The organism is Planococcus sp. PAMC 21323 (assembly GCF_000785555.1).
In the GTDB taxonomy this organism is placed as follows: Bacteria; Bacillota; Bacilli; order Bacillales_A; family Planococcaceae; genus Planococcus.
Window position 1 is genome coordinate 1615385 of the sequence record NZ_CP009129.1, and the last position, 20265, is coordinate 1635649.

The following is a 20265-nucleotide window of genomic DNA, read 5'->3' on the forward strand; positions in this document are numbered from 1 at the left end:
TAACAAATCGAATAAAAAACGCGCAGATCTTCACCAAATCAAATAAAAAAGCAAGCACAAGGCAAACTCGCCTTGTACTTCTTTCCATCTTTGCGATTATGACACTATCACAATCGTTACCAGTAGGTCATAAACCTGTTAGATCTTTTTCTTCGCTCGAGATTTAAAGTCCTGTTCAATATCCTCTTTCCAGCTGCGATTTATCTTGCCATCTCTACGGTAAGAAGCGACTGCCTCACTCATCACATCGTAATTAAGCTGTGTGCCTTTAGCGTCAGCATGAAAATTGACTGCGAAATCTTCCCCTACTCCAAATTGACGAGCTATGGCGATTGCATCGATATTTGCTCCAAGAAAGATAAACTCCCAATCTGCTGTATTTTTCTTCATAGCAATCATTTCATGAATTTTTTTATATGAGTATTCACAGCTTGAATTTTCCATACCGTCTGTAGTAATGATGACCATTACCTTATCTACCTGCTGTTCTTGGATGGTATTTTTTTCGACATTACTTATTTTTTGTATTGTTGAACCGATTGCATCCAGCAATGCCGTCATTCCACCAACTTGATAATCCACACTAGTCATTGGAGCGACGCCTGATACTGGAATTCGATCATGTAGCAACTCATAGCCCTGATTGAACAATACCGTCGTGACACGAACTTCTCCGGGGAGCTTCCGTTGCTTTTCAAGCAATGCATTAAAACCGCCAATTGTATCTTGTTCTAACCCTGCCATCGACCCGCTTTTATCAAGAATGAAAATCAATTCTGTTGTTTCATTTTTCATTACAAGTTCCTCCTTAAGTTTTTTTCACAACTTAAGGATACGACTATCCATAAATAAATAGGTCGCTATGAAAGCGACATATTAGGCACCAAGCAGTACTTGGTCAAAAGCAAACAATGCTTCGTTTATTTCATGAACATTGTAATTTTTTTCTTCGATAAAATAAAGAATAATTAAATCAAATTTATGACTGCGTGATAATCTATACCCCGCTTTTTCGAGCAAGTCTTCCGTATCAGTAAGATTTAGTTCGAGAGCCACCGCAAACGCGATAATGGTTTTTTTCAACGGCGTGTATCCAGGTGAACTGCGTATTTTAGAAAAAAGCTTTCGGTCGATATTCGCTTTTTTATATGTTTCGCTGTCCGTCATGCCTTTTTCATCTATAAATCGAAGCAACCGTTCTGAAAAAGATTCATCGATATTATCTAAGAAATCATCTAAACTAATTTTTGCACTTTCTTGAATATAAGATTCGACTTCTAATTTATTCGTTTGACGATACTGCGTGTGCTTTTTCTCTAAAGTTCGTACTTCATTTTCGTTAATAAAGGTTGCAATCGATTGGTAGCGTTGTCCACTGATCTTATAAGATTGCTTATCAAATACTACAAGGCAAACATCCATCTCATGAGTCTTTAAGAATGACTCTATAGCTGAAACTGCAATTCTCAAGGCGGGCTCTTTTGGATAGCCGAAAATTCCTGTAGAAATAAGCGGAAAAGAAATCGATTCGCAACCCAGTTTTTGAGCCAATTCAAGCGAACTCAAGTAACAATCTCGTAGTAATTCCGCTTCATTTTTTTGCCCACCTTGCCAGACAGGTCCGACTGTATGGATAATGTATTTGGCTTTTAGCGAAAAAGCCTTTGTATGCACTGCGCTTCCCGTAAGACAATGACCAATTTGATCGCACTCTTCTTGTAAAACTTGAGACCCGGCTGCAGTGAATATAGCTCCACATACCCCACCTCCCATTTTCAAGTTAGCGTTCGCAGCATTGACGATGGCATCGGTAGTCATTTTTGTAATATCGTTTCGCACTATTTTTAATGTCATTTCTTTCTCTCCATCCTTGGTTACATACTTTTAATAGATACAACGATCGAATGAAAAAATTCACAAACTCGTATGCAATTACGTTAAAGTTAAACTATGTACTTAAACTAAATGACTAAACTCACTTATCAATTATACATATATAACGGAGGAGTAATATAATGAAAAAGGGCGTAATAGTTTACGAGAGCTTTATGTTTATCCTAATTCTAATATCAATCTTTTTTGCTTTTTCAGAAGATCAAAACTTCCTACTACTTGATCGGTTGATATGGATTATTTTTGTTATTGATTATACCGTTCGGTTATTGAAAGCGAAAAACAAATGGACATATATCAAAAAGCACCCATTTGAATTGATTGCCATAATTCCTTTTGATGCACTCTTTAGAGCTGCACGTATTGCTAGACTAATGCGCATCGTTCGCCTAGTTGGCATTGGTTCACGCTATATGATCCCAGTATACAAATTACTCAAAACAAATGGATTGGAAAAGGTTTTGATTGTTTCATTAATCCTCTTATTTCTGATTCCAATACCGATTGTTATTCTAGAACCATCAATCGAAAGCTTTCCTGATGCACTATGGTGGGCTGTTGTTACGACCACTACGGTAGGATACGGAGACTTGTCTCCAGAAACTCCAATTGGTCGCATACTCGCAGTGGTTCTCATGATGCTGGGCATTGGTATTATTGGTACATTGACATCTTCCATCACTAGCTTTTTTAATAAAGAAGTCATAAAAGATCATGAAAAGCAACTGCTTGATATTCTTAAAACCATTGAAGAAGTTGATACATTGACCAAAGATGATATCGAAATGATTAACCTTTATATTAAGCGAAAAAAATCAACTCAAGATATTAATAGTGATTTATAAGAATAAGGTTCAACCCATGATATTTAACTTGGGTTGAACCTTATTCTGCTAATTCTAATTTTATGGTACCCAACCTTTTTCAAAACCATTTAACTCTGCATAATGATAAAGTTTTTCGAATTGATGGAAACTGTAGTTGTCCATATATTGCTTAACATAAACATTGCCACTTTGTTTGAACAAGAGATTTCGCTCATGCAATTTACCCAAGTACCGCTCCGCAGGAAGTTTACTGCCCTTACGAGAATTAATTTTCGAAGAAGTTAATACAAAATTCCACAATTCATCACTATGAACAAAACTCCAAGGGACAAAATGATCTACCGCTATCGACCGTGGAGCTCTCAATAATGGTTGTTCTGTATAAAAACACTGGTCACCAGAATGCTCGGCTATCAATTGCTGAAATTGTTTTAACGACTCGCGTTTCGTAATGTTTTCAATTTCATGCAGTAACATGCCTTGAGTTAGATCCGGATTTTTCTTTTCTAAAAACTTTGCCAATTCATAATTGATTAGTTTAAAAAGAGTTGTTTGGTATTTCAGTAAAAACTCATAGCTTGCTGGAGTCAAACCTATTAAACGACTTTTTTTAGAAAAACCGTATAATACTCCATTCGTATCCTCGTACAGCGCACCTACAACATATTTACGTAAAATACTAATTTCTATACGACGAATCAATTCTTCTTGTTGCTTTTTTTGTAACCCGTCAAAAGAAACCCCTTCTGGAATAGAAAACTCAAGTTCGAATTCCATTAACACCTTCTCAATACTCGTTTGATGCCCTTGAGAATAGCCATTTCGAACAACTAAATTCCAGTACAACCTGGCAAAAGACTCTGCTATTTGGCTAAAGTTTAACTCTAGATTATCATTCGTTTTATAAAGGTTTTCGAGAATAGCTCTCAACAATGCGTACTTATAAGAAGTTGTTTTAACCGACTGAGTAGACAATACTTTCATGCATACAGCCCATACCTCATCGTCTGAAACAGAACTATAAGTAGCTGCTCCCTCTTTTAACTTCCAACCTTCTGGCATCGCTATCCTCCTTATCCGATTAATACCACTTTTTAAATCCAAGTTTTTAACATTACTAATATTTTACAACAGTATTGATACTAATGCTCTACCGCACTTGCAGAAAAACTTTGTTTATAGTAAGATTTCCTAAGAAATAAACTATATGCATCTGTATAACCCTAAGAATATGGCTTAGGGGTCTCTACCAGGAACCTCAAAATCCTGATTACAGAAAACGATTTGTTCGTTTTTTGTAATCAGGATTTTTTTGTGTTTTTAACAAACCTTAAATCTATTACAAATGCAAAGAAGAGAGGAAGCGTTAAAAGCAATGAATTTAAAAGTGTATATTTTAGCTTTATCCACAGTTGCTGTGGGACTTGTCGAACTAATTATCGGAGGAATTTTGCCGACAATCGCTGCAGAGTTTGATGTATCTCTAAGCTCAGCTGGTCAGTTAATTACCGTTTTTGCGATGATTATTGCCATTGCAGGTCCTATCTTGCTTGTTGCGACTAGCAAATTTGAACGTAAAAAAGTGTACTTGATTGCGATGTTCATTTTTTTCCTCGGAAACATCATGACTTATTTTAGTCCTGATTTTACCTGGATGATGATTTCACGTGTTTTAACCGCTGCAAGCACTGCACTTATCGTTGTATTATCGCTTACTATTGTGGCAAAAATTGTTGAGCCTCCTTACCGTGCCAAAGCAATTGGCTTCATCTTCATGGGTATCAGTTCTTCACTCGTTCTTGGCGTGCCAATTGGTATTGTCATTTCAGACTTGTTCGGATGGCGTGTTATTTTCCTTGGCATCGCATTACTTTCGATCGGTTCGATGGTATTGATTGCGCTCTATATACAACCAATTCCAGGAGGTACAGCAGTACCATTAAAGCAACAACTCAGAGCCGTTGCTAGTGCAAAAATCGGAACTGCCCACCTCGCAACAATGTTTATGCTTGCGGGACATTACACAGTCTATGCTTATTTCACACCATTTCTTGAAACCATTCTTAACTTAAACTCCTTCTGGGTTAGTGTTTGTTATTTATTGTTTGGTATTGCAGCAGTTAGCGGTGGCGCGATCGGTGGCGCGTTATCAGATTGGATAGGTTCGAAAAAAAGTATTATCATCGTTATTTCAGCCTTCGCCGTTTCATTATTTTTACTACCACTCAGCACGTTTTCATTAGTCGTATTCTTACCAGTTATGGTTATATGGGCAGCACTTAGCTGGAGTTTAGCTCCGCCTCAGCAAAGCTATTTAATCGAAATAGACCCAGCAACTTCAGATGTTCAGCAAAGTTTTAATAACTCAGCTCTCCAAGTTGGAATTGCTCTAGGTTCTGCAATCGGTGGTATCGCATTATCACAAACTGGTTCAGTTTCAAGCATGCCTTATGTCGGCGCCATTATTGTTCTTATTGCACTTGGCTGCGCTCTATTTTCATTAACGCGGCCTGCTATTGTTCGAAGCACTTTGCAAGCTAGTAGTAAAACTAATGGTTAAATTACACAAAAACTAATAAAAATGAGAAGTGAAACCCAAACTTTCACTTCCCATTTTTTATATTTACTTCACTTTCATCATATAATATTATTTGGACTGAACCGACGTTTCTCCTAGTAACTCTCTTAGCGCTGGCGCGTCCATGGGCTAGGCGAACCACTAAGACAGATGCATTTCCAGGCTTAGTGCGAGAGCCATGCCCAAAGCGGCCGAAGCGTTTCCAGACCCCATTCAATCTTCTACACTCTGGATATTTTTCTGACTCACTCTTTACATCCCTCTCCACTTCCTCTACACTAAACTCATCGGGAACAACCCGAACACAAAAACCGCATACCGTTTTCTGCACTAGGGGTGCCCACTTTGGCTGAGATGCAAGCGCAAGCTTCGATCCCTCAAAACTCGATCAGGATAATACCTGCGTGAGGAAGTGCGGCGCATTTCTGAAATAATTCCTTTTTTGATTATTTGTAGATTATGGCTGCATCTTCACGGATGCGGTCTTTTTTGTGCACATTTTTAAGGAGGAGTTTTACATGGAACCATTGCAATGCGGCACTAGCCCAATCGTCGGATTTCGTTTTTCGTTACATCCGATGACAGGAGATTTTATTAGCGTAATAAAAGGAGCTTTAAACGAAACAGACACTTCAAACGTATGGATGCATACAGATGATGTCTCAACTGTTATTCGTGGCAAACAAATTCACGTTTTTAACGTTGCTAAAGCTCTAGCCTTACATGCAGCAAAAACTGGCGAACACGTCGCCTTATCTGGTACCTTTTCAATCGGCTGTCCGGGTGATTCGTCAGGTGATGTCTTTTTAGAAAAAGACGATATGTTATTGAACACCGACGACACAAAACAATACGTTTCTTCGCAATTTGCGCTGTACCCAATGAACAACCCTGATTATATGGCCGTGATTTACCGCGAAGTGGACCGTGCTAAACAGTTAGGCGTTTTTAACGACTCGATGCATTATGCGAGTGGCATTCATGGTGATATTCACGACGTCTTTGCTTTTTATGAAGATGCATTTACAAATGCACGATCAGAGGATCACCGCCATTTAGTCATGACCGTATCGATGAGCATTAATAGCCCATCTCATGGAGGTGCTTAATATGCTTAAAACGTGGAAATTAAAAGAAGTTGTTTTAATGTCGTTATTTGCCGTTGTTTTTGGCATTGTTTATTTATTATTTGTTCACGCTGCCAATATTTGGGCAGCGATTATTGGACCACTTGCATATGAATGGATGTTTGGCATTTGGTTTATCGTTTCAATTATTTGCATGTACATCATCCGCAAACCCGGCGCAGCTTTTCTATCAGAAACCATGGCAGCTGCCATCGAAGTGTTAATTGGCAACGCTGTAGGACCTCGCTTAATTTTAACCGGTGTCGTTCAAGGACTTGGCGCAGAAGCAGCATTTGCATTAACTGGCTACAAACATTTTAATATTTTGGTATTGATGCTTGCAGGTATCGGTTCAGCGGTTTTTAGTTTTATATATGGTTACTTTGTTTCAGGCTATGCTGCACTTGATCCATCATTTGTTGCATTAATGTTTACTATACGCGTGCTAAGTGGTGCCATCATCGCAGGAATCGGTGGTAAGTATATCGGAGATGCTCTACTTGCGACAGGTTCTTTGCGAGGATATGCCATTGCACGTTCGAATAAAGGTGATGTGAATGCGTAAAGAGATTTTCTCTTTAAACAATTTGTCGTTTCGATTTCCAGAAGATCAAATGGCAACATTAAAAGACATCTCTTTCACCGTATTTAAAGGTGAAAAACTCGTCATTTCTGGTGCAAGTGGTTGCGGTAAAAGCACCCTCATATATTTATTAAATCGTTTGTATCCCAATAATTGTGACGGCATAGTAGATGGAGACATCCTTCTCTTCGGTAAATCAGCAACAAATTATGCACCTGGCGAGATCAATCACCGCGTTGCAACGGTTTTTCAGGATCCCGATTCTCAGTTTTGCATGCCAACCGTTGAAGATGAACTTGCTTTTACTTTAGAAAACTTGCAAGTTCCTTTTGGCGATATGGATGCGCGAATCGAATCAGTGCTGGAATTGACTGGACTTACTCATTTACGGCACACAATTATCCAATCTTTATCAGGAGGAATTAAACAGCGGGTTGCAACAGCTTGTGCGCTTATTATGGACCCCGAAGTGTTGTTACTCGATGAACCTTTGTCGCATTTAGATCCATATACAGCTAAACAATTTGTAGATTGGCTTACAGAATTGCAGATTAAAACTCAGTTAACTATCGTTACAGTTGAACATCGGTTAGATAGTTGGGGTCACTTTTTCGACCGAGAAATCCAATTAAATGAAAACGGATCTATCAAAGAAGATCATCTATTCACAATAAAACAACCGATTTTATTTCCAGATCGTTTAACTGCAATTCAACCACAAACAGCTTTAACTGTTGAGCAATTATCTGTCACAATCAAGAATAAGCAATTGCTGGCACCACTATCGTTTTCTGTGCAGCGTGGTGAGATCGTTGTAGTGGCGGGTCCCAATGGTAGTGGCAAATCGACATTAGTTAAATCACTATGCGACATTTACAAACCGACAACTGGAACAATTCAATCGGAAGGTACCGGCTATGTGCCGCAATCACCAGAATATTTATTTTTAACGCAATCAGTCCAAGAAGAAGTCTCTTATTCTTCTAGTTCAAGTATGTCGGAAATTTCTTCACTAATGATTCGTTTACGCCTTGAACAAATTCGCGAAGACCATCCCTTCGCAATTAGCCATGGACAAAAAAGACGCGTTGCGATTGCTGCTATGCTTGCTGATAAACGACCTGTTCTATTAATGGATGAACCGACTTCAGGTCAAGACAGAGCTGCACTATTAGAACTTTTTGAGTTAATTGATCAGCGCTCTAAAGAAGGAACTACTTTTTTAATCGTGACACACGATATGGAATTTGCAGCGAGTGTCGCCGATTCGGTATTACTTATAAAAAACGGGAAACTGACTGGGAAATTTGACGCTAGAGATGTGTGGCATAATGAAAAATTGCTGGCATCTCACCACTTATTAGCACCGAAAGGAGTTGCTCGTTTTGCGGAATCTTTTGCATAACATGAATCCTTCGGTGAAGTTTATCGCAGTCACAATATCAATGCTCTCAATCGCCTTCTTTTTCAATCCGTGGACACCTCTACTATTTTGGATCAGTATTCTATTATTGCAATTAACGATGAGTCATATTAAATGGAAGTTGTGGGCATTATTCATGCTACCTTTCTCTATTGGTGCTTTCGGGTATCTATGGACGACAGTAGTTTTTGGCGCAGATACAGGAGGCACGATTATTTGGTCTTTTGCAGGAATCGATGTAACCGACGAACAATGGGCACACGCTTTGTCACTATCTTTTCGCGTCATGGCATTTTCTAGTCTTTCTCTCATGTTCGCTTTTACGACAGATCCTGTGAAATTTATTTTAAGCTTAATGCAACAATTAAAGCTTTCTCCAAAACTTGCGTATGGCGTCATGGTCGGCTATCAGTTTTTGCCCGTCATGAAAGATGAATTTACCCAAATTCTACAAGCGCAACGACTACGTGGTGCCGAAGTAGAAAAGCGGAGCTGGCAACGAATAGTGTCGATGCGCCGTGTGCTCATCCCAATGCTAGCAGGCGCAGTTCGAAAAGCTGAACGCTCTGCATTTGCGATGGAAGCCCGGGGGTTTACAGGAGAGCCTAGAAAAGGCTATTACCACCCCATTCTTCTAAGTCGCACGGATGTTTTCATGTCTAGTGTTTTTCTAACAATAGTACTCGCTAGTTGTCTTGGAGGCATATGGTTGAGTTAATGAATAGGTTATAAAAGGGAATCTGAAATTTATGGATTTCCTTTTTCTCATGTTATTTTTGCTCTTACTTACATGGTTTTGAATTTTGAATTATATCCTTAAGTAGTTATTTACATAGTAAATAAAAACATAGTTATCTCTCAAATTATTAAACCACGTTAACTTATAAATAGATCTTCACTCAAAGTTTACATAATATAATTATCAAATATTTCATTCGGTAGTATTCCGAAAAAAAAAAAGAGCTGATATCTCAGCTCTCTAGTGTTCCATATGTGATTTCATCTTCGTCTCTTGCATTAACTCCATTTTTCACATGGACAATCGTGCGCAAAATTAGTTTGGCACTTGGATTCTCCAGTTCCCACCGCTCGTCAGGAACAATTTCAAACTGCTGCATAACTGTATCTTTAGATTTTACGGATCCCGCAAATTCCATCGACTGTTTTGCTATAATTGTTTCGTAATAATCAAAATCGCTATCATCTCGTGTATCTTCTACAAGTCTTATTACATTTAATTCGATAAAATCAATTGTTTGCTCCCCATCGCCACCATCAAGATAAATGGTACCATTTAATGTTTCGCCTTCTTCAAGATGCGGTCTTTCTACAACTGTATTTACTTTTAATGAACCAATGCCTATAGATGATAAAAAATCTTTAAACTTCATAAACTAGAAACCCCCATAATAAGATCGTTAATAAAATAACTAACTTTTTTAACCTAATTTTATAATTCTGTATAGTCGTATTGATTTGATAAATTCGTTTCGTGCCTATTATACCGACGCTTAAATAATTTATATAGATGTGATACAAGTACACGCAGTAAAGCATACATTGGTATCCCTAAAATTACCCCAACAACTCCAAATAGAGAGCCTGCTGTTAATAAAACAAATATTATTGTCACTGGATGAATAAACATGGTCTTGCCCATAACTTGTGGGGAGATCAAGTTTCCTTCAACCAATTGCACAACTGTCCAAACGATCGCCAACTTAACAAGCATAAATGGTGATGTTACTAAAGCGATAATCGCAGCAGGAGCAATAGCTATGGCAGGACCAATATAAGGAACTACACTTGTAACCATGGCTAGAACGCCAAGCAATAAGGCATACTCCATACCAATGATTAAGAAACCGATATAAACCATGACCCCGATACAAAAAGCAACAATCAATTGACCTTGTATATAAGCTCCTAATTGCTTATCAGCTTCTGAAAATACTTCCCGGGTATCGTCTCGAAATCTTGGTGGCAATAATTTCAAAAAATACTCAGGCAATTTTTCGCCATCTTTTAATAAGTAGAATAAAATGAACGGTACAATTACAATGGATAAAATAACGCCAGTAATGGTCGATATTAAGCCTGTAACCCCGGATATAATACCTGTCACAGTGTTTTGTAGCGTGTCTGCAATATTGTCAGGTAAGGTTGCAAGTAATGTATCCAACGTGAAATTAGATTCACTATAGTAATCGCCAACAAAAGAGGTTCTCAAAAATCCATCTACAGATGTTACTAATTGCATAAAATATTCTGGAACATCTGCGATCAAATTTTGAAATTGAGAACGTAAAAATGGAAATACCAATACGCTTAGCAACGTAATTAATCCTACTACGCCTAGGAAGATAATTATAATACCCCAAATACGAGGAATTTTAAATTTCTCTAAGCCGCGCAAAACGGGTCTGAGCAAGTAGAAGAATACTAACGCCAAAACAATTGGCAACACTACCGTTTTCATGAAAACTGTCACTGGATGAAAGATAAATGAAACTTCCTTGAAAACGTATATTACAAATCCAAGCATTAATAAGGAGAACAATGTAAATAATGTATTCCTTCCACCTAAAAAACGAATATAATTGGTGGCAAAAAATGATCGCTTGTCCTCAGGCTCCATAAGCTTCCTCTTTTCTGATTAAACGTGATATTGTCATTTTATCATAACCATTGTTCATTTAGTTTAAGGGTTGCGACAAAAATTCACTTAAAGCTTGTTTATTCATTTCAAGGTCAATATCGAGTACTGATCCTGCTTGTGGGTAATTGCCATAACTATAGCCATTCTCAACCGGCAACGTTAATCGTTCAACTTCCCCGCCTCCGTTAATTGCTAATTGTGTCGCTAATTTTATTTGATCTGTTAATGGCATATCTGTTTGTACATAGGCTTGTAACGTCCCTGCTAATTTCGGTAATTTAGGGATAGTTGAAACAGTTGCTAGCTCGTTTTTCATAGCCGCTATAACTTGTTGTTGTCTTCTGACGCGACCAAAATCTCCCTCTTCATCTGCTCGGAAACGTGCATACCCTAATAATTCCTTGCCATTTAATTGTTGTACTCCTGGAGTTAAAGATACACCAATATTTTCAGACATTTCTTTTTCTACATCAATTTCTATCCCGTTAGGTGCTGCTACATCAACAAGACTTTCAAAGCTATTAAAGTCAATCAATGCGTAATGATGAATTTCTACTCCAAACATTTCTCTCAAAGTTTCTGCCAGTAAATCTACTCCACCTAAATAATAAGCAGTATTTAATTTATACGATTGGTATCCTGGAATGTCTGCGTAAATATCTCTCATAAAGGAAGTCAACTTTATCTCGCCATTTATTTTATCATGGGTAGCTAGCATCATCGTATCTGTACGCGAATTTTCTTCCCCACGTGTATCTATTCCCAATACCAAAATGTTTTCGTAATCTTTATTTGTGGCGTCCTCATCGAATGTGACTGGCTCTTGCATAGGTGCATCCGCCAGATCCTTACCTGCTTTAAATTGTATAAATGCATATATGCCGATAGCGATTAATGCGATCAGGAGCAGGAAGACGATGCCGCGCAGCCGAAATCTTCTTTTTTTACGCTTTCTACTTCTTTTAGCTTGTACTTCTTCCATAGTAAATGCACTCCTTTCTAAACTTTCACGTCAATAAGACGCATAATCTTTTGTTAAGTTTCGGTTTGGGATCAAAATAAACCTTGTTGTATAGACTAAAGAAGATGTTTACTATACACAACTCACACGAAAATAGAGAAATCATCATTTTTTTATTGTATACTTCTATCTTTAAAGTGACTTTATATATGGAGGAGACTTTTTTATTGTCGAAAAACCACGAAAGTGGTACTATTCTTCTTAGCAATCTAAGAGGAGACTGAAATATGACTGAAAAAGCGATATTTGCAGGCGGATGTTTTTGGTGTATGGTCAAGCCATTTGATCAATTTGACGGAATCGAAAAAATTGTTTCAGGCTATAGTGGTGGACATATAGACAATCCTACATATGAACAAGTAAAATCCGGTACATCTGGACACTTAGAAGTAGTAGAAATCACGTTCCACCCTGAAATCTTCACATACGAACAATTATTAGAGATTTTTTGGCAACAGATAGACCCTACAGATGACGAAGGTCAGTTCCAAGATCGTGGTCCATCGTACCGAGCTGCAATATTTGTTCAAAACGAACGGCAACGTGCTATTGCAGAAAAATCAAAGCATGATCTTCAAGAAAGCGGTCGTTTTAACAAACCAATTGTAACAGAAATTCGAGATGCGACACCTTTTTATGCAGCAGAAGACTATCATCAAGATTTTCATAAGAAAAATCCAGAACATTATAAGGAAGACCGTGAAGCATCGGGTCGAGATGAATTTCTTTCGGCTACCTGGGATAAAGTTGACGTTTAAACGTCGACTTTTTTTGCCCGTTTTATTTTTCTGATTATTCTACCAATTAGCTATTTTAGTCTATAGTTTAGGGAGGTACACGATTGAAACTTATTGAAGCTATTGATCCCATTATCATGCAATTGGTAATTGTTCCGATTTTTGTTATTGGAATTGGTATTTGGTTGGCACTCGTTTCTAAAAAAGTTTATGTAGGCCCCATAATAACAATGGTCTTGACGTTAACTTATAACTATTGGTATTTCACATCTTTTTTTCCGAACTCTAAGCTTTCTTTTACAATGATTTCGTCATGGTGCATTATCTTTCCATTAATTTCTCTTTATCTCTCTTGGTTTATACTTATGCAACTTCAAAGTATCAAAGATGTTTTTTTAATAGAGCCAAGTAAATTTGATTAATTTTTCTTATAAAGTAGGATTGCAAATATCAACATCAATGCTATAAAACTTAAGAATAATACTAATGTAATATCATGATTCCCTGTTCGATCGTAAATTATCCCAATAATAAACGGCATAAAAGCGGATATCATATAGCCACCTGATTGTGTCATAGCGGTCCAACTATTTGCTCTATCTGCCGTTGTAGTTTCATCGAGAGGCATTAATAAAGCAATTGGAAAAAGACCGCCTAACGCAACACCGATAAAGGCTGCAGCTAACCAGACTATATTTAAAGTTCCAAATATCAACAGTAAAACGCCTATGGAACCCGAAATTAATACAAGTAGAATCCATACGAACCGATTTGGAAATCTATCAAAAAAAAGCGGAATACTAATATTCCCAACAATTTGAACTGCGGTCATTAAAGTTAACACTCCCCCAGCAGCCAGTACGGTCATGCCTTTATCAATCGCAATTGGAGCGAGCCATGTAAGCATTGAGAAAAATAAAGAGGATTGAAAACCAAAAAACAACAACATATACCATGCACGTTTATTTTTCAATGGCGATTCATGCAGATTTTTACGTTCCTTTTTTTCAACTTTTTCTTCAGTGGGCTGTTCTACACGAAGCCATATAATAATCGCTACTATTGATAACAAACTCCAACTTGCAATAGCTAATGGCCAATTAAAAACCGTATAAAGAACACCCGTCAACCCTGCGGCTAAACTTGCCCCTAGGCCCATTCCGAATGAATATACGCCGATTAATGCTGGGGTTCGTGTTGAAAAATTATGCTTTATAATCGCTGATAATAGTGGGCTAATAACGGCTATGGCCACCCCAATAAAAAACGCACTAATTAACAGTGTAGGATAATTTGGTAAAAAACCTCTTAATAAGGTAAACACGCCAATTATACTCAATAAAAAAGCGATCGAACGTTTCATGCCAAACTTTCGACCAAACACAATTGCTAAAGGTGCAAAAAGCCCCATACAAAAAACAGGTATTGCTGTTAGTAGGCTAACTTCACTATTGCTTAAATTTAAGTCATTACGAATTGGTTCAAGCATTGGTCCAATAGAGGAAATCGCAGGTCGCAAGTTTAGTGCGACAAACAAAATCGCAATTACCATAAGCCCTAAAGCTGACTTTCTTTTCGTTTCAGTCAATTTGTTCCCTCCATTTATGAACCTGAATTGTAATTAATTGTTTATAGCAAGATCTTTATGTTTTATTCATTTATTTAGAGAAGATATGACAAATACCCCAAACTTGTGTTCTCTATTGAAAATCATTTAAAATAGAGATGTGAAAGGCGGTTTGTCAATGAAACTCGTAAATTGGAGTTATGCGAAACGCTATAATATAAAAGCGATTTTCGATGATTTTCCACATGTCGTCGTATTGTTCCGTCAAATTGGTGGCTATTACTTTATCTATTCGATGAAAGGTCTCACTCGGGAACATGTTCCCGGGCGGCGTGAATATGTACAAATGGAGTATTTGCTTAATAAAGAACTTGGTTCGCTAAATGCCTATTTAGAGCGAAAATCAAGATAATATAACCTGTTATTCTCAGTTTATCTGAGACCTTGGGTGAATGCTATCGATTTCCGTAGAATTCGTGGTATACTAATCTTATTGTGAAATTTAGGAGGTACGTATACATGATAGCTGCAACTGATGTAAGTCTTCGCTTTGGTGACCGTAAGCTTTTCGAAGATGTCAATATTCAATTTAACCCTGGTAACTGTTACGGATTAATTGGTGCCAATGGTGCCGGAAAATCAACTTTTGTTAAAATCCTTTCTGGTGAACTTGAACCCCAATCTGGAAATGTCTATATGGGATCTGGTGAACGACTAGCTGTTCTTAAACAAAACCACTTTGAGTACGAGGATCATGTTGTTCTTGAAACCGTCATTATGGGACACAAGAAATTATACGAAGTAATGTCTGAAAAAAATGCGATATACATGAAAGAAGATTTCTCTGATGAAGATGGCATGCGCGCTGCTGAACTTGAAGGCGAATTCGCTGAATTGAACGGTTGGGAAGCTGAGTCTGAAGCTGCAATCTTACTTCAAGGACTTGGAATAACTGAAGATCTTCATGACAAGAAAATGGTTGAATTATCTGGTTCTGACAAAGTAAAAGTTCTTTTAGCACAAGCTTTGTTTGGTAAACCTGATGTTCTTTTGCTGGATGAGCCTACTAACCATTTAGACTTGAAAGCTATCCAATGGCTTGAAGAATTTTTGATGAACTTCGCGAATACTGTTGTTGTGGTTTCCCATGACCGTCACTTTCTTAACAAAGTATGTACACACATTGCTGATCTTGATTTCGGAAAAATTCAACTATACGTCGGTAACTACGACTTCTGGTATGAATCAAGTCAATTAGCAACACGTTTGGCATCAGATCAAAACTCTAAAAAAGAAGAAAAGATTAAAGAGCTTCAAGCCTTTATTGCTCGTTTCTCTGCTAACGCTTCAAAATCGAAACAAGCAACGTCACGTAAGAAAATGCTGGATAAAATCGAGTTGGATGATATCCGTCCGTCTTCTCGTAAATATCCGTTTGTCAACTTTACAGTTGGCCGTGAAATCGGTAACGATGTCTTAACTGTTAGAGATCTTAGCCAAACTGTTGATGGGAACAAACTATTAAACAATATCAGCTTTAATATGAGCAAAGAAGACAAAATCGTTTTAATCGGTGATCCACTTGCAAAATCGGCACTTCTTCGTATTTTAGCTGAAGAAGATCAACCTGAATCAGGTGAATCTCGATGGGGTGTAACCACTTCTCGTGCATACTTACCTATCGATAACTCAAGCTACTTCGAAGGCAGCGAAACTTCACTAGTAGACTGGTTACGTCAATATTCACCAGACGATGAAAGTGAAACTTTCTTACGCGGCTTCCTTGGCAGAATGTTGTTCTCAGGCGAAGAAGTTAAAAAGAAACCTTCTGTTTTATCGGGTGGCGAAAAAGTGCGTTGCATGCTTTCGAAAATGATGTTGTCACACGCTAATGTCCTATTATTGGACGAACCGACAAACCACTTGGACCTTGAATCTATCCAAGCATTGAATAATGGTATGATTGCCTTTAAAGGTGCCATGGTCTTCACTTCTCATGACCATCAGTTTATTCAAACGGTTGCGAATCGCGTGATTGAAATCCGTGAAGATGGGTCAATCCTAGATAAGCAATTAACTTATGATGAATTCTTGGAGTGGAAAGAAACTCAAGGTATCACAAACTAAAACAACGTAATTATAGCAGATCCTTTCACTTGAGAGGATCTGCTTTTTTCTATTGAAACAAATAAAAGCTGCAGGTCTACATAGACCTACAGCTCCTATAATGATTTACTTTGTAAAACGTTTGACTAAACGACCTGCTGGCAATTTAGAAACGTATTTGTTTCCTGAGTTAGATACTTTCTTAACAACGGATAACAAATTCTCATCACCTGTCCAGTGCTCGGTGATAACTTCTGTCGGAAACTTATTTAAAATGGTATTAATAACAAAGACCGCAACAACCACATCATCTAGGAATCCGCCTGGTCCTACTAAAATCTCTGGTAAAAAATCGATAGGTGCGATGAAATACATAATCCCCGCTCCCACAGCTGCTTTGCTTTTCGCATCGATTCGGCTATCTAACATTAACCTTGTCAATAAATGAAACAAATCAGGAGCAAATAAAACATAGCCACTAACTGTTCCTAATATCCCTGGTTTATTATCTACCCATGTTTGCACTTTTTGACGTAGTTTTTGATAGAAATCTTGTTGTTTTTCTTCACTAGGCATAGGTTTTTTTAAATATTCATTTGTCATATTTTTGTCTCCTTCACTCTATCTTCAAAGTACTTACTTTATTAATTAAAATACTAAAGTTACATTTGTCGCAACACGTTCTTTATCAGCGACACCTTCATATATGGTGAATTTCACGGGCTGTCCAGGATTTAATTTTCTAAAGCCATCAACATTGATATCAATTTCCTCAAAGAAAAAATCCTCGCCATTGTCCCCTGTGATCATTCCTACCCCTTTACCGTCATCAAATGATTTTACTTTACCTTCCATTTTAAAAACCTCCTATAATCTCTGTTCTGTTCTACTAATTATACCCATTTGAAGATGAACAAAAACCTTCTATGTTCACGAGACTTTATTATATAAAAAAAAGAACCGCTTCTGAGAAGCGGTTCTGGGTTATTAAGCTTTAGTTACGTTTGTAGCTTGAGGTCCGCGGTTACCTTCTTCTACTTCGAATTCTACGCGTTGACCTTCGTCAAGTGTTTTAAAGCCTTCGCCTTGGATTGCTGAGAAGTGTACGAATACATCGTCTCCGCCTTCAACTTCGATAAAACCGAAACCTTTTTCTGAGTTAAACCATTTCACTGTTCCTTGTTGCATATAAATTACCTCCTGTGGTAAGAAAAATTTTCAATATGGAATCTTTCACAATAAAAAAATTCACATATTCCCCAAAGTACCATCGTGTGCTGATCACTTTTGGGAATATGTGAATAGCTGTCATTGGTAAAGATTTCATATTGTTACCCTTATTATATCAAATTAACTACAAAAGTCAAATAAATCTAAAAATTTGTATGTGGTTTCCCATTAACTAGCCAAATCAGCCCATGAAATATTTGCAAATCCTCTTCGCAATCTTCACAATATTCTACTTCTTCCGCGTTCCAATAGCACGTAAAAGCAAAATCTTTTTGTTGTTGATTAGAAAAACGGCGATCAAAATCATTTTTGAGACTTTCCAATTTCTGTTGAGCGTTTTCAGTTGAATTAAATTGATGTCGATTTACAACTTTTTCTTCCCAACCTTCAAACATCCACCAAGGTTCATAATTGGTTCTCAAATAAATAATTTCGTGCATAGCTGCCTGCCTCATTTCTTCCTAATTAGCATTGTGCCAAATCCCTTTCTACTTGTAAAGTGTTATGCATTATATTTTAAAAGGATTCCAAAGTTTGTATTGACTTGTTGTTTCACGTAAAATATAGAAGAGCAAATGCAGTGAAATGAAACTTTTCAAAGCTCAGGACGTATACATTAAGTAGTAGTGAAGGAGGTCCTTTGCATGAAACCCCTAAAGCCTATTGAAAATTTTATCAAAAGGCAAACCGTCAGCTTACCGATTATGGCGGTAATGTTTCCTGTTCTTTATTTAGGTGCTGAAATTGGTCTAATCGCTTCAGGAGCTGTAGCCGCTGGCACGTACATTGCTAGTAATAGCACCTTGAAACAAGTTCAACTTTCTTCGGACTCTAAAAATTTTGGCATGACACGCAATGAATACAAAAACGTACGTATGCAAATAAAAGAAGGCAAAGAAAAAATCAAACAACTTCAAGGGAATTATTATAAAGTCCGCTCCATTTCTTCTTTTAAGCAATTAATGGATATGACAAAAATCGCAAATAAGATCATTACCGTGGTCCAACAAAACCCGAGGAAATTTTATTTAGCTGAACCCTTCTTTTATTCCCATTTGGATTCAGCAATCGAATTAACTGAGAAGTATACGCTCTTGGTTGGACAACCAGTCAAAGACACAGATATGCGTATTACCTTGCAAGATACACGAGAAATGTTATTATCTCTAAACAAAGTAATGGAACAAGACTTGAAACGTGTATTATCTAGCGACATTGAACGGTTACGCATGGAACTAGATTATGCACAATTAGCAGTAGATCAACACAACGATCAGAAATTACTTGTTCAGCCAGACTCTGAACACGAGGGAGACATGGAAGATGACAGAAAAACCATCAAATCAGAGTGAATTAGATGATTTATTAGAATCTCCATTTGGCATGCAGATGGAAAAACAAGAGCAATCACTAGCCGAACAAAAAGAAGGACGACCTGTTTCATTAATGGACCGCTTGTCCGAGGAAGAACAAGCAAAAGCACGTGAGCTTGCTAAACAAATTCCAGTAGGCAATAACGAAGCGATTCTTACTTATGGTGCCAACGCTCAAAACCAGTTAAGTCAGTTTTCTCATAAAATGTTGGATCATGTTCAGCGAAAAGATATTGGTCCGGTTGGTGATGTACTTCATGATTTAATGAAAAAGCTAGAAGAACTAAATCCTGAAGAGTTGACACAAGCGAAACGCGGTGGGATACGCAAACTCTTTTCAAAAGCCAAGTATTCGGTTCAAGAAATGATGACGAAATACCAAAAACTAAGTAGTCAAGTTGATCGTATTAGCATTCAACTTGATCACTCTAAACGTGGATTGCTTGACGATATACAAATGCTCGAGCAACTTTACGATCAAAATAAAACGTATTTTCAAGCGTTAAATGTTTATATCGCAGCTGCTGAACTAAAGCGCGATGAAATTATGAATGACACAATTCCCGCTCTTCGTAAAAAAGCTGAATCATCTCATGATCAAATGGTTTATCAAGAAGTAAATGACATGGTGCAATATGTTGATCGTTTAGAAAAACGACTTTATGACTTACAATTATCGCGTCAAATTACGATTCAAAGCGCACCACAAATTCGCATGATTCAACAAACCAATCAAACTTTAGCAGAAAAAATTCAATCGTCGATCATGACGTCGATTCCTTTGTGGAAAAATCAAATTGCTATTGCATTGACGTTAAATAAACAACTTAAAGCTGTAGAAGCTCAAAAACAAGTTACAGCAACGACTAATGATTTACTTCTAAAAAACTCAGAAATGTTGAAAATGAATTCGATTGAAACAGCGCGTGAAAACGAACGCGGCATCGTTGAAATTGATACATTGAAGAAAACACAGGAAAACTTATTAGAAACAATTGAAGAAACCTTACAAATCCAGGCAGAAGGTCGCAAAAACCGTAAAGCGGCTGAACTTGAAATCGGTCGAATGGAAGAAGATTTAAAACAGCGTTTACTGGCAATCCACGACGGCCACGAAAAGAATAATAATTAATGTGAAATC

At 37.5% G+C, this 20265-nt stretch carries 23 protein-coding genes and 2 riboswitches; of the genes, 12 read left to right on the forward strand and 11 right to left on the reverse strand.

What is annotated here, in order from left to right:
• Window positions 1–138: 138 nt before the first annotated feature.
• Window positions 139–795 (reverse strand): vWA domain-containing protein, encoded by a 657-nt coding sequence (locus PLANO_RS08140; protein ID WP_038703971.1) that lies wholly within the window; start codon window positions 793–795, stop codon window positions 139–141.
• An 81-nt stretch (window positions 796–876) separates the two neighbouring features.
• Window positions 877–1854 (reverse strand): macro domain-containing protein, encoded by a 978-nt coding sequence (locus PLANO_RS08145; RefSeq protein WP_038703972.1) that lies wholly within the window; start codon window positions 1852–1854, stop codon window positions 877–879.
• Between the two features lie 161 nt (window positions 1855–2015).
• Here PLANO_RS08145 and PLANO_RS08150 point away from each other — a divergent pair, with 161 nt between their 5' ends.
• Window positions 2016–2738 (forward strand): potassium channel family protein, encoded by a 723-nt coding sequence (locus PLANO_RS08150; protein WP_038703973.1) that lies wholly within the window; start codon window positions 2016–2018, stop codon window positions 2736–2738.
• 60 nt (window positions 2739–2798) lie between these two features.
• Here PLANO_RS08150 and PLANO_RS08155 read toward each other — a convergent pair whose 3' ends face one another.
• Entirely contained in the window at window positions 2799–3782 is a 984-nt protein-coding gene (locus PLANO_RS08155; protein WP_038703974.1) for an HNH endonuclease domain-containing protein, read from the reverse strand.
• 131 nt (window positions 3783–3913) lie between these two features.
• Window positions 3914–4013: riboswitch (purine riboswitch) on the forward strand.
• Window positions 4014–4095: 82 nt separating this feature from the next.
• Here PLANO_RS08155 and PLANO_RS08160 point away from each other — a divergent pair.
• The 5 genes from PLANO_RS08160 (at window position 4096) to PLANO_RS08185 (ending at window position 9149) form a co-directional block, all read left to right on the forward strand.
• Window positions 4096–5280, forward strand: coding sequence for an MFS transporter (locus PLANO_RS08160; RefSeq protein WP_038703975.1), 1185 nt, complete (start codon window positions 4096–4098; stop codon window positions 5278–5280).
• A gap of 340 nt (window positions 5281–5620) precedes the next feature.
• A riboswitch (TPP riboswitch) is annotated at window positions 5621–5726 on the forward strand.
• Window positions 5727–5816: 90 nt separating this feature from the next.
• Window positions 5817–6407, forward strand: coding sequence for a YkoF family thiamine/hydroxymethylpyrimidine-binding protein (locus PLANO_RS08170; RefSeq protein WP_038703977.1), 591 nt, complete (start codon window positions 5817–5819; stop codon window positions 6405–6407).
• 1 nt (window position 6408) lies between these two features.
• Window positions 6409–6990, forward strand: coding sequence for an ECF transporter S component (locus PLANO_RS08175; RefSeq protein WP_038703978.1), 582 nt, complete (start codon window positions 6409–6411; stop codon window positions 6988–6990).
• Window positions 6983–8413 carry an ABC transporter ATP-binding protein gene (locus PLANO_RS08180; protein ID WP_038703979.1) on the forward strand — a complete coding sequence of 477 codons (1431 nt, stop codon included), beginning with the start codon at window positions 6983–6985 and terminating at the stop codon, window positions 8411–8413. The genes PLANO_RS08175 and PLANO_RS08180 overlap by 8 nt, the downstream gene beginning before the upstream one ends.
• Window positions 8394–9149: an energy-coupling factor transporter transmembrane component T family protein gene (locus PLANO_RS08185; protein ID WP_156108891.1), complete on the forward strand. Its 756-nt coding sequence runs from the start codon at window positions 8394–8396 to the stop codon at window positions 9147–9149. The genes PLANO_RS08180 and PLANO_RS08185 overlap by 20 nt, the downstream gene beginning before the upstream one ends.
• A gap of 253 nt (window positions 9150–9402) precedes the next feature.
• On the opposite strand, the gene PLANO_RS08190 is transcribed toward PLANO_RS08185, so the two are convergent.
• The 3 genes from PLANO_RS08190 to PLANO_RS08200 are packed head-to-tail and all read right to left on the reverse strand — an operon-like array spanning window position 9403 to window position 12072.
• Window positions 9403–9822 (reverse strand): sporulation protein, encoded by a 420-nt coding sequence (locus PLANO_RS08190; protein WP_038703980.1) that lies wholly within the window; start codon window positions 9820–9822, stop codon window positions 9403–9405.
• 59 nt (window positions 9823–9881) lie between these two features.
• A complete protein-coding gene (locus tag PLANO_RS08195; protein ID WP_038703981.1) occupies window positions 9882–11069 on the reverse strand; it encodes an AI-2E family transporter in 1188 nt (395 codons plus the stop codon).
• Window positions 11070–11127: 58 nt separating this feature from the next.
• Window positions 11128–12072 (reverse strand): LCP family protein, encoded by a 945-nt coding sequence (locus PLANO_RS08200; RefSeq protein ID WP_038703982.1) that lies wholly within the window; start codon window positions 12070–12072, stop codon window positions 11128–11130.
• A 266-nt stretch (window positions 12073–12338) separates the two neighbouring features.
• Here PLANO_RS08200 and msrA point away from each other — a divergent pair, with 266 nt between their 5' ends.
• Both msrA and PLANO_RS08210 read left to right on the forward strand, forming a co-directional pair.
• Entirely contained in the window at window positions 12339–12869 is a 531-nt protein-coding gene (gene msrA, locus PLANO_RS08205; RefSeq protein WP_038703983.1) for a peptide-methionine (S)-S-oxide reductase MsrA, read from the forward strand.
• A gap of 83 nt (window positions 12870–12952) precedes the next feature.
• Window positions 12953–13270 carry a hypothetical protein gene (locus tag PLANO_RS08210; protein WP_038703984.1) on the forward strand — a complete coding sequence of 106 codons (318 nt, stop codon included), beginning with the start codon at window positions 12953–12955 and terminating at the stop codon, window positions 13268–13270.
• Here the strand turns inward: PLANO_RS08210 and PLANO_RS08215 are convergent.
• The gene (locus PLANO_RS08215; RefSeq protein ID WP_038703985.1) at window positions 13267–14436 is read right to left on the reverse strand and encodes an MFS transporter; all 1170 of its coding nucleotides are present in this window, start codon (window positions 14434–14436) and stop codon (window positions 13267–13269) included. The genes PLANO_RS08210 and PLANO_RS08215 overlap by 4 nt on opposite strands.
• Window positions 14437–14593: 157 nt before the next feature.
• On the opposite strand from PLANO_RS08215, the gene PLANO_RS08220 reads away from it, so the two are divergent.
• Together PLANO_RS08220 and PLANO_RS08225 are read left to right on the forward strand one after the other, a co-directional pair.
• Window positions 14594–14827, forward strand: coding sequence for a hypothetical protein (locus tag PLANO_RS08220; RefSeq protein WP_038703986.1), 234 nt, complete (start codon window positions 14594–14596; stop codon window positions 14825–14827).
• A gap of 107 nt (window positions 14828–14934) precedes the next feature.
• Window positions 14935–16542, forward strand: coding sequence for an ABC-F family ATP-binding cassette domain-containing protein (locus PLANO_RS08225; RefSeq protein ID WP_038703987.1), 1608 nt, complete (start codon window positions 14935–14937; stop codon window positions 16540–16542).
• Between the two features lie 105 nt (window positions 16543–16647).
• Here the strand turns inward: PLANO_RS08225 and PLANO_RS08230 are convergent, their stop codons facing one another.
• The 4 genes from PLANO_RS08230 to PLANO_RS08245 form a co-directional block, all read right to left on the reverse strand.
• Window positions 16648–17124: a YkvA family protein gene (locus PLANO_RS08230; RefSeq protein WP_038703988.1), complete on the reverse strand. Its 477-nt coding sequence runs from the start codon at window positions 17122–17124 to the stop codon at window positions 16648–16650.
• Window positions 17125–17169: 45 nt separating this feature from the next.
• On the reverse strand, window positions 17170–17376 hold the full coding sequence (locus PLANO_RS08235; protein ID WP_038703989.1) for a cold-shock protein: 207 nt from the start codon (window positions 17374–17376) through the stop codon (window positions 17170–17172).
• Between the two features lie 132 nt (window positions 17377–17508).
• The gene (locus PLANO_RS08240; protein ID WP_038703990.1) at window positions 17509–17709 is read right to left on the reverse strand and encodes a cold-shock protein; all 201 of its coding nucleotides are present in this window, start codon (window positions 17707–17709) and stop codon (window positions 17509–17511) included.
• 185 nt (window positions 17710–17894) lie between these two features.
• Window positions 17895–18191, reverse strand: a complete 297-nt coding sequence (locus PLANO_RS08245; protein ID WP_038703991.1) for a DUF1033 family protein — start codon at window positions 18189–18191, stop codon at window positions 17895–17897.
• A 204-nt stretch (window positions 18192–18395) separates the two neighbouring features.
• Here PLANO_RS08245 and PLANO_RS08250 point away from each other — a divergent pair, with 204 nt between their 5' ends.
• Together PLANO_RS08250 and PLANO_RS08255 are read left to right on the forward strand one after the other, a co-directional pair.
• A complete protein-coding gene (locus tag PLANO_RS08250) occupies window positions 18396–19103 on the forward strand; it encodes a 5-bromo-4-chloroindolyl phosphate hydrolysis family protein (protein ID WP_038703992.1) in 708 nt (235 codons plus the stop codon).
• On the forward strand, window positions 19075–20256 hold the full coding sequence (locus PLANO_RS08255; RefSeq protein ID WP_038703993.1) for a toxic anion resistance protein: 1182 nt from the start codon (window positions 19075–19077) through the stop codon (window positions 20254–20256). The genes PLANO_RS08250 and PLANO_RS08255 overlap by 29 nt, the downstream gene beginning before the upstream one ends.
• Window positions 20257–20265 lie beyond the last annotated feature (9 nt).

Excerpts from the sequence above, each read along its gene's own strand:
- PLANO_RS08230 (WP_038703988.1), bottom strand. The coding sequence starts at position 17,124 with ATGACAAATGAATATTTAAAAAAACCTATGCCTAGTGAAGAAAAACAA.
- PLANO_RS08160 (WP_038703975.1), top strand. The coding sequence starts at position 4,096 with ATGAATTTAAAAGTGTATATTTTAGCTTTATCCACAGTTGCTGTGGGA.
- PLANO_RS08145 (WP_038703972.1), bottom strand. The coding sequence starts at position 1,854 with ATGACATTAAAAATAGTGCGAAACGATATTACAAAAATGACTACCGAT.
- PLANO_RS08235 (WP_038703989.1), bottom strand. The coding sequence starts at position 17,376 with ATGGAAGGTAAAGTAAAATCATTTGATGACGGTAAAGGGGTAGGAATG.
- PLANO_RS08175 (WP_038703978.1), top strand. The coding sequence starts at position 6,409 with ATGCTTAAAACGTGGAAATTAAAAGAAGTTGTTTTAATGTCGTTATTT.
- PLANO_RS08220 (WP_038703986.1), top strand. The coding sequence starts at position 14,594 with ATGAAACTCGTAAATTGGAGTTATGCGAAACGCTATAATATAAAAGCG.
- PLANO_RS08170 (WP_038703977.1), top strand. The coding sequence starts at position 5,817 with ATGGAACCATTGCAATGCGGCACTAGCCCAATCGTCGGATTTCGTTTT.
- PLANO_RS08140 (WP_038703971.1), bottom strand. The coding sequence starts at position 795 with ATGAAAAATGAAACAACAGAATTGATTTTCATTCTTGATAAAAGCGGG.
- PLANO_RS08200 (WP_038703982.1), bottom strand. The coding sequence starts at position 12,072 with ATGGAAGAAGTACAAGCTAAAAGAAGTAGAAAGCGTAAAAAAAGAAGA.
- PLANO_RS08190 (WP_038703980.1), bottom strand. The coding sequence starts at position 9,822 with ATGAAGTTTAAAGATTTTTTATCATCTATAGGCATTGGTTCATTAAAA.
- PLANO_RS08225 (WP_038703987.1), top strand. The coding sequence starts at position 14,935 with ATGATAGCTGCAACTGATGTAAGTCTTCGCTTTGGTGACCGTAAGCTT.
- PLANO_RS08195 (WP_038703981.1), bottom strand. The coding sequence starts at position 11,069 with ATGGAGCCTGAGGACAAGCGATCATTTTTTGCCACCAATTATATTCGT.
- PLANO_RS08240 (WP_038703990.1), bottom strand. The coding sequence starts at position 17,709 with ATGCAACAAGGAACAGTGAAATGGTTTAACTCAGAAAAAGGTTTCGGT.
- PLANO_RS08155 (WP_038703974.1), bottom strand. The coding sequence starts at position 3,782 with ATGCCAGAAGGTTGGAAGTTAAAAGAGGGAGCAGCTACTTATAGTTCT.
- PLANO_RS08245 (WP_038703991.1), bottom strand. The coding sequence starts at position 18,191 with ATGCACGAAATTATTTATTTGAGAACCAATTATGAACCTTGGTGGATG.
- PLANO_RS08150 (WP_038703973.1), top strand. The coding sequence starts at position 2,016 with ATGAAAAAGGGCGTAATAGTTTACGAGAGCTTTATGTTTATCCTAATT.
- PLANO_RS08180 (WP_038703979.1), top strand. The coding sequence starts at position 6,983 with ATGCGTAAAGAGATTTTCTCTTTAAACAATTTGTCGTTTCGATTTCCA.
- PLANO_RS08250 (WP_038703992.1), top strand. The coding sequence starts at position 18,396 with ATGAAACCCCTAAAGCCTATTGAAAATTTTATCAAAAGGCAAACCGTC.
- msrA (WP_038703983.1), top strand. The coding sequence starts at position 12,339 with ATGACTGAAAAAGCGATATTTGCAGGCGGATGTTTTTGGTGTATGGTC.
- PLANO_RS08255 (WP_038703993.1), top strand. The coding sequence starts at position 19,075 with ATGACAGAAAAACCATCAAATCAGAGTGAATTAGATGATTTATTAGAA.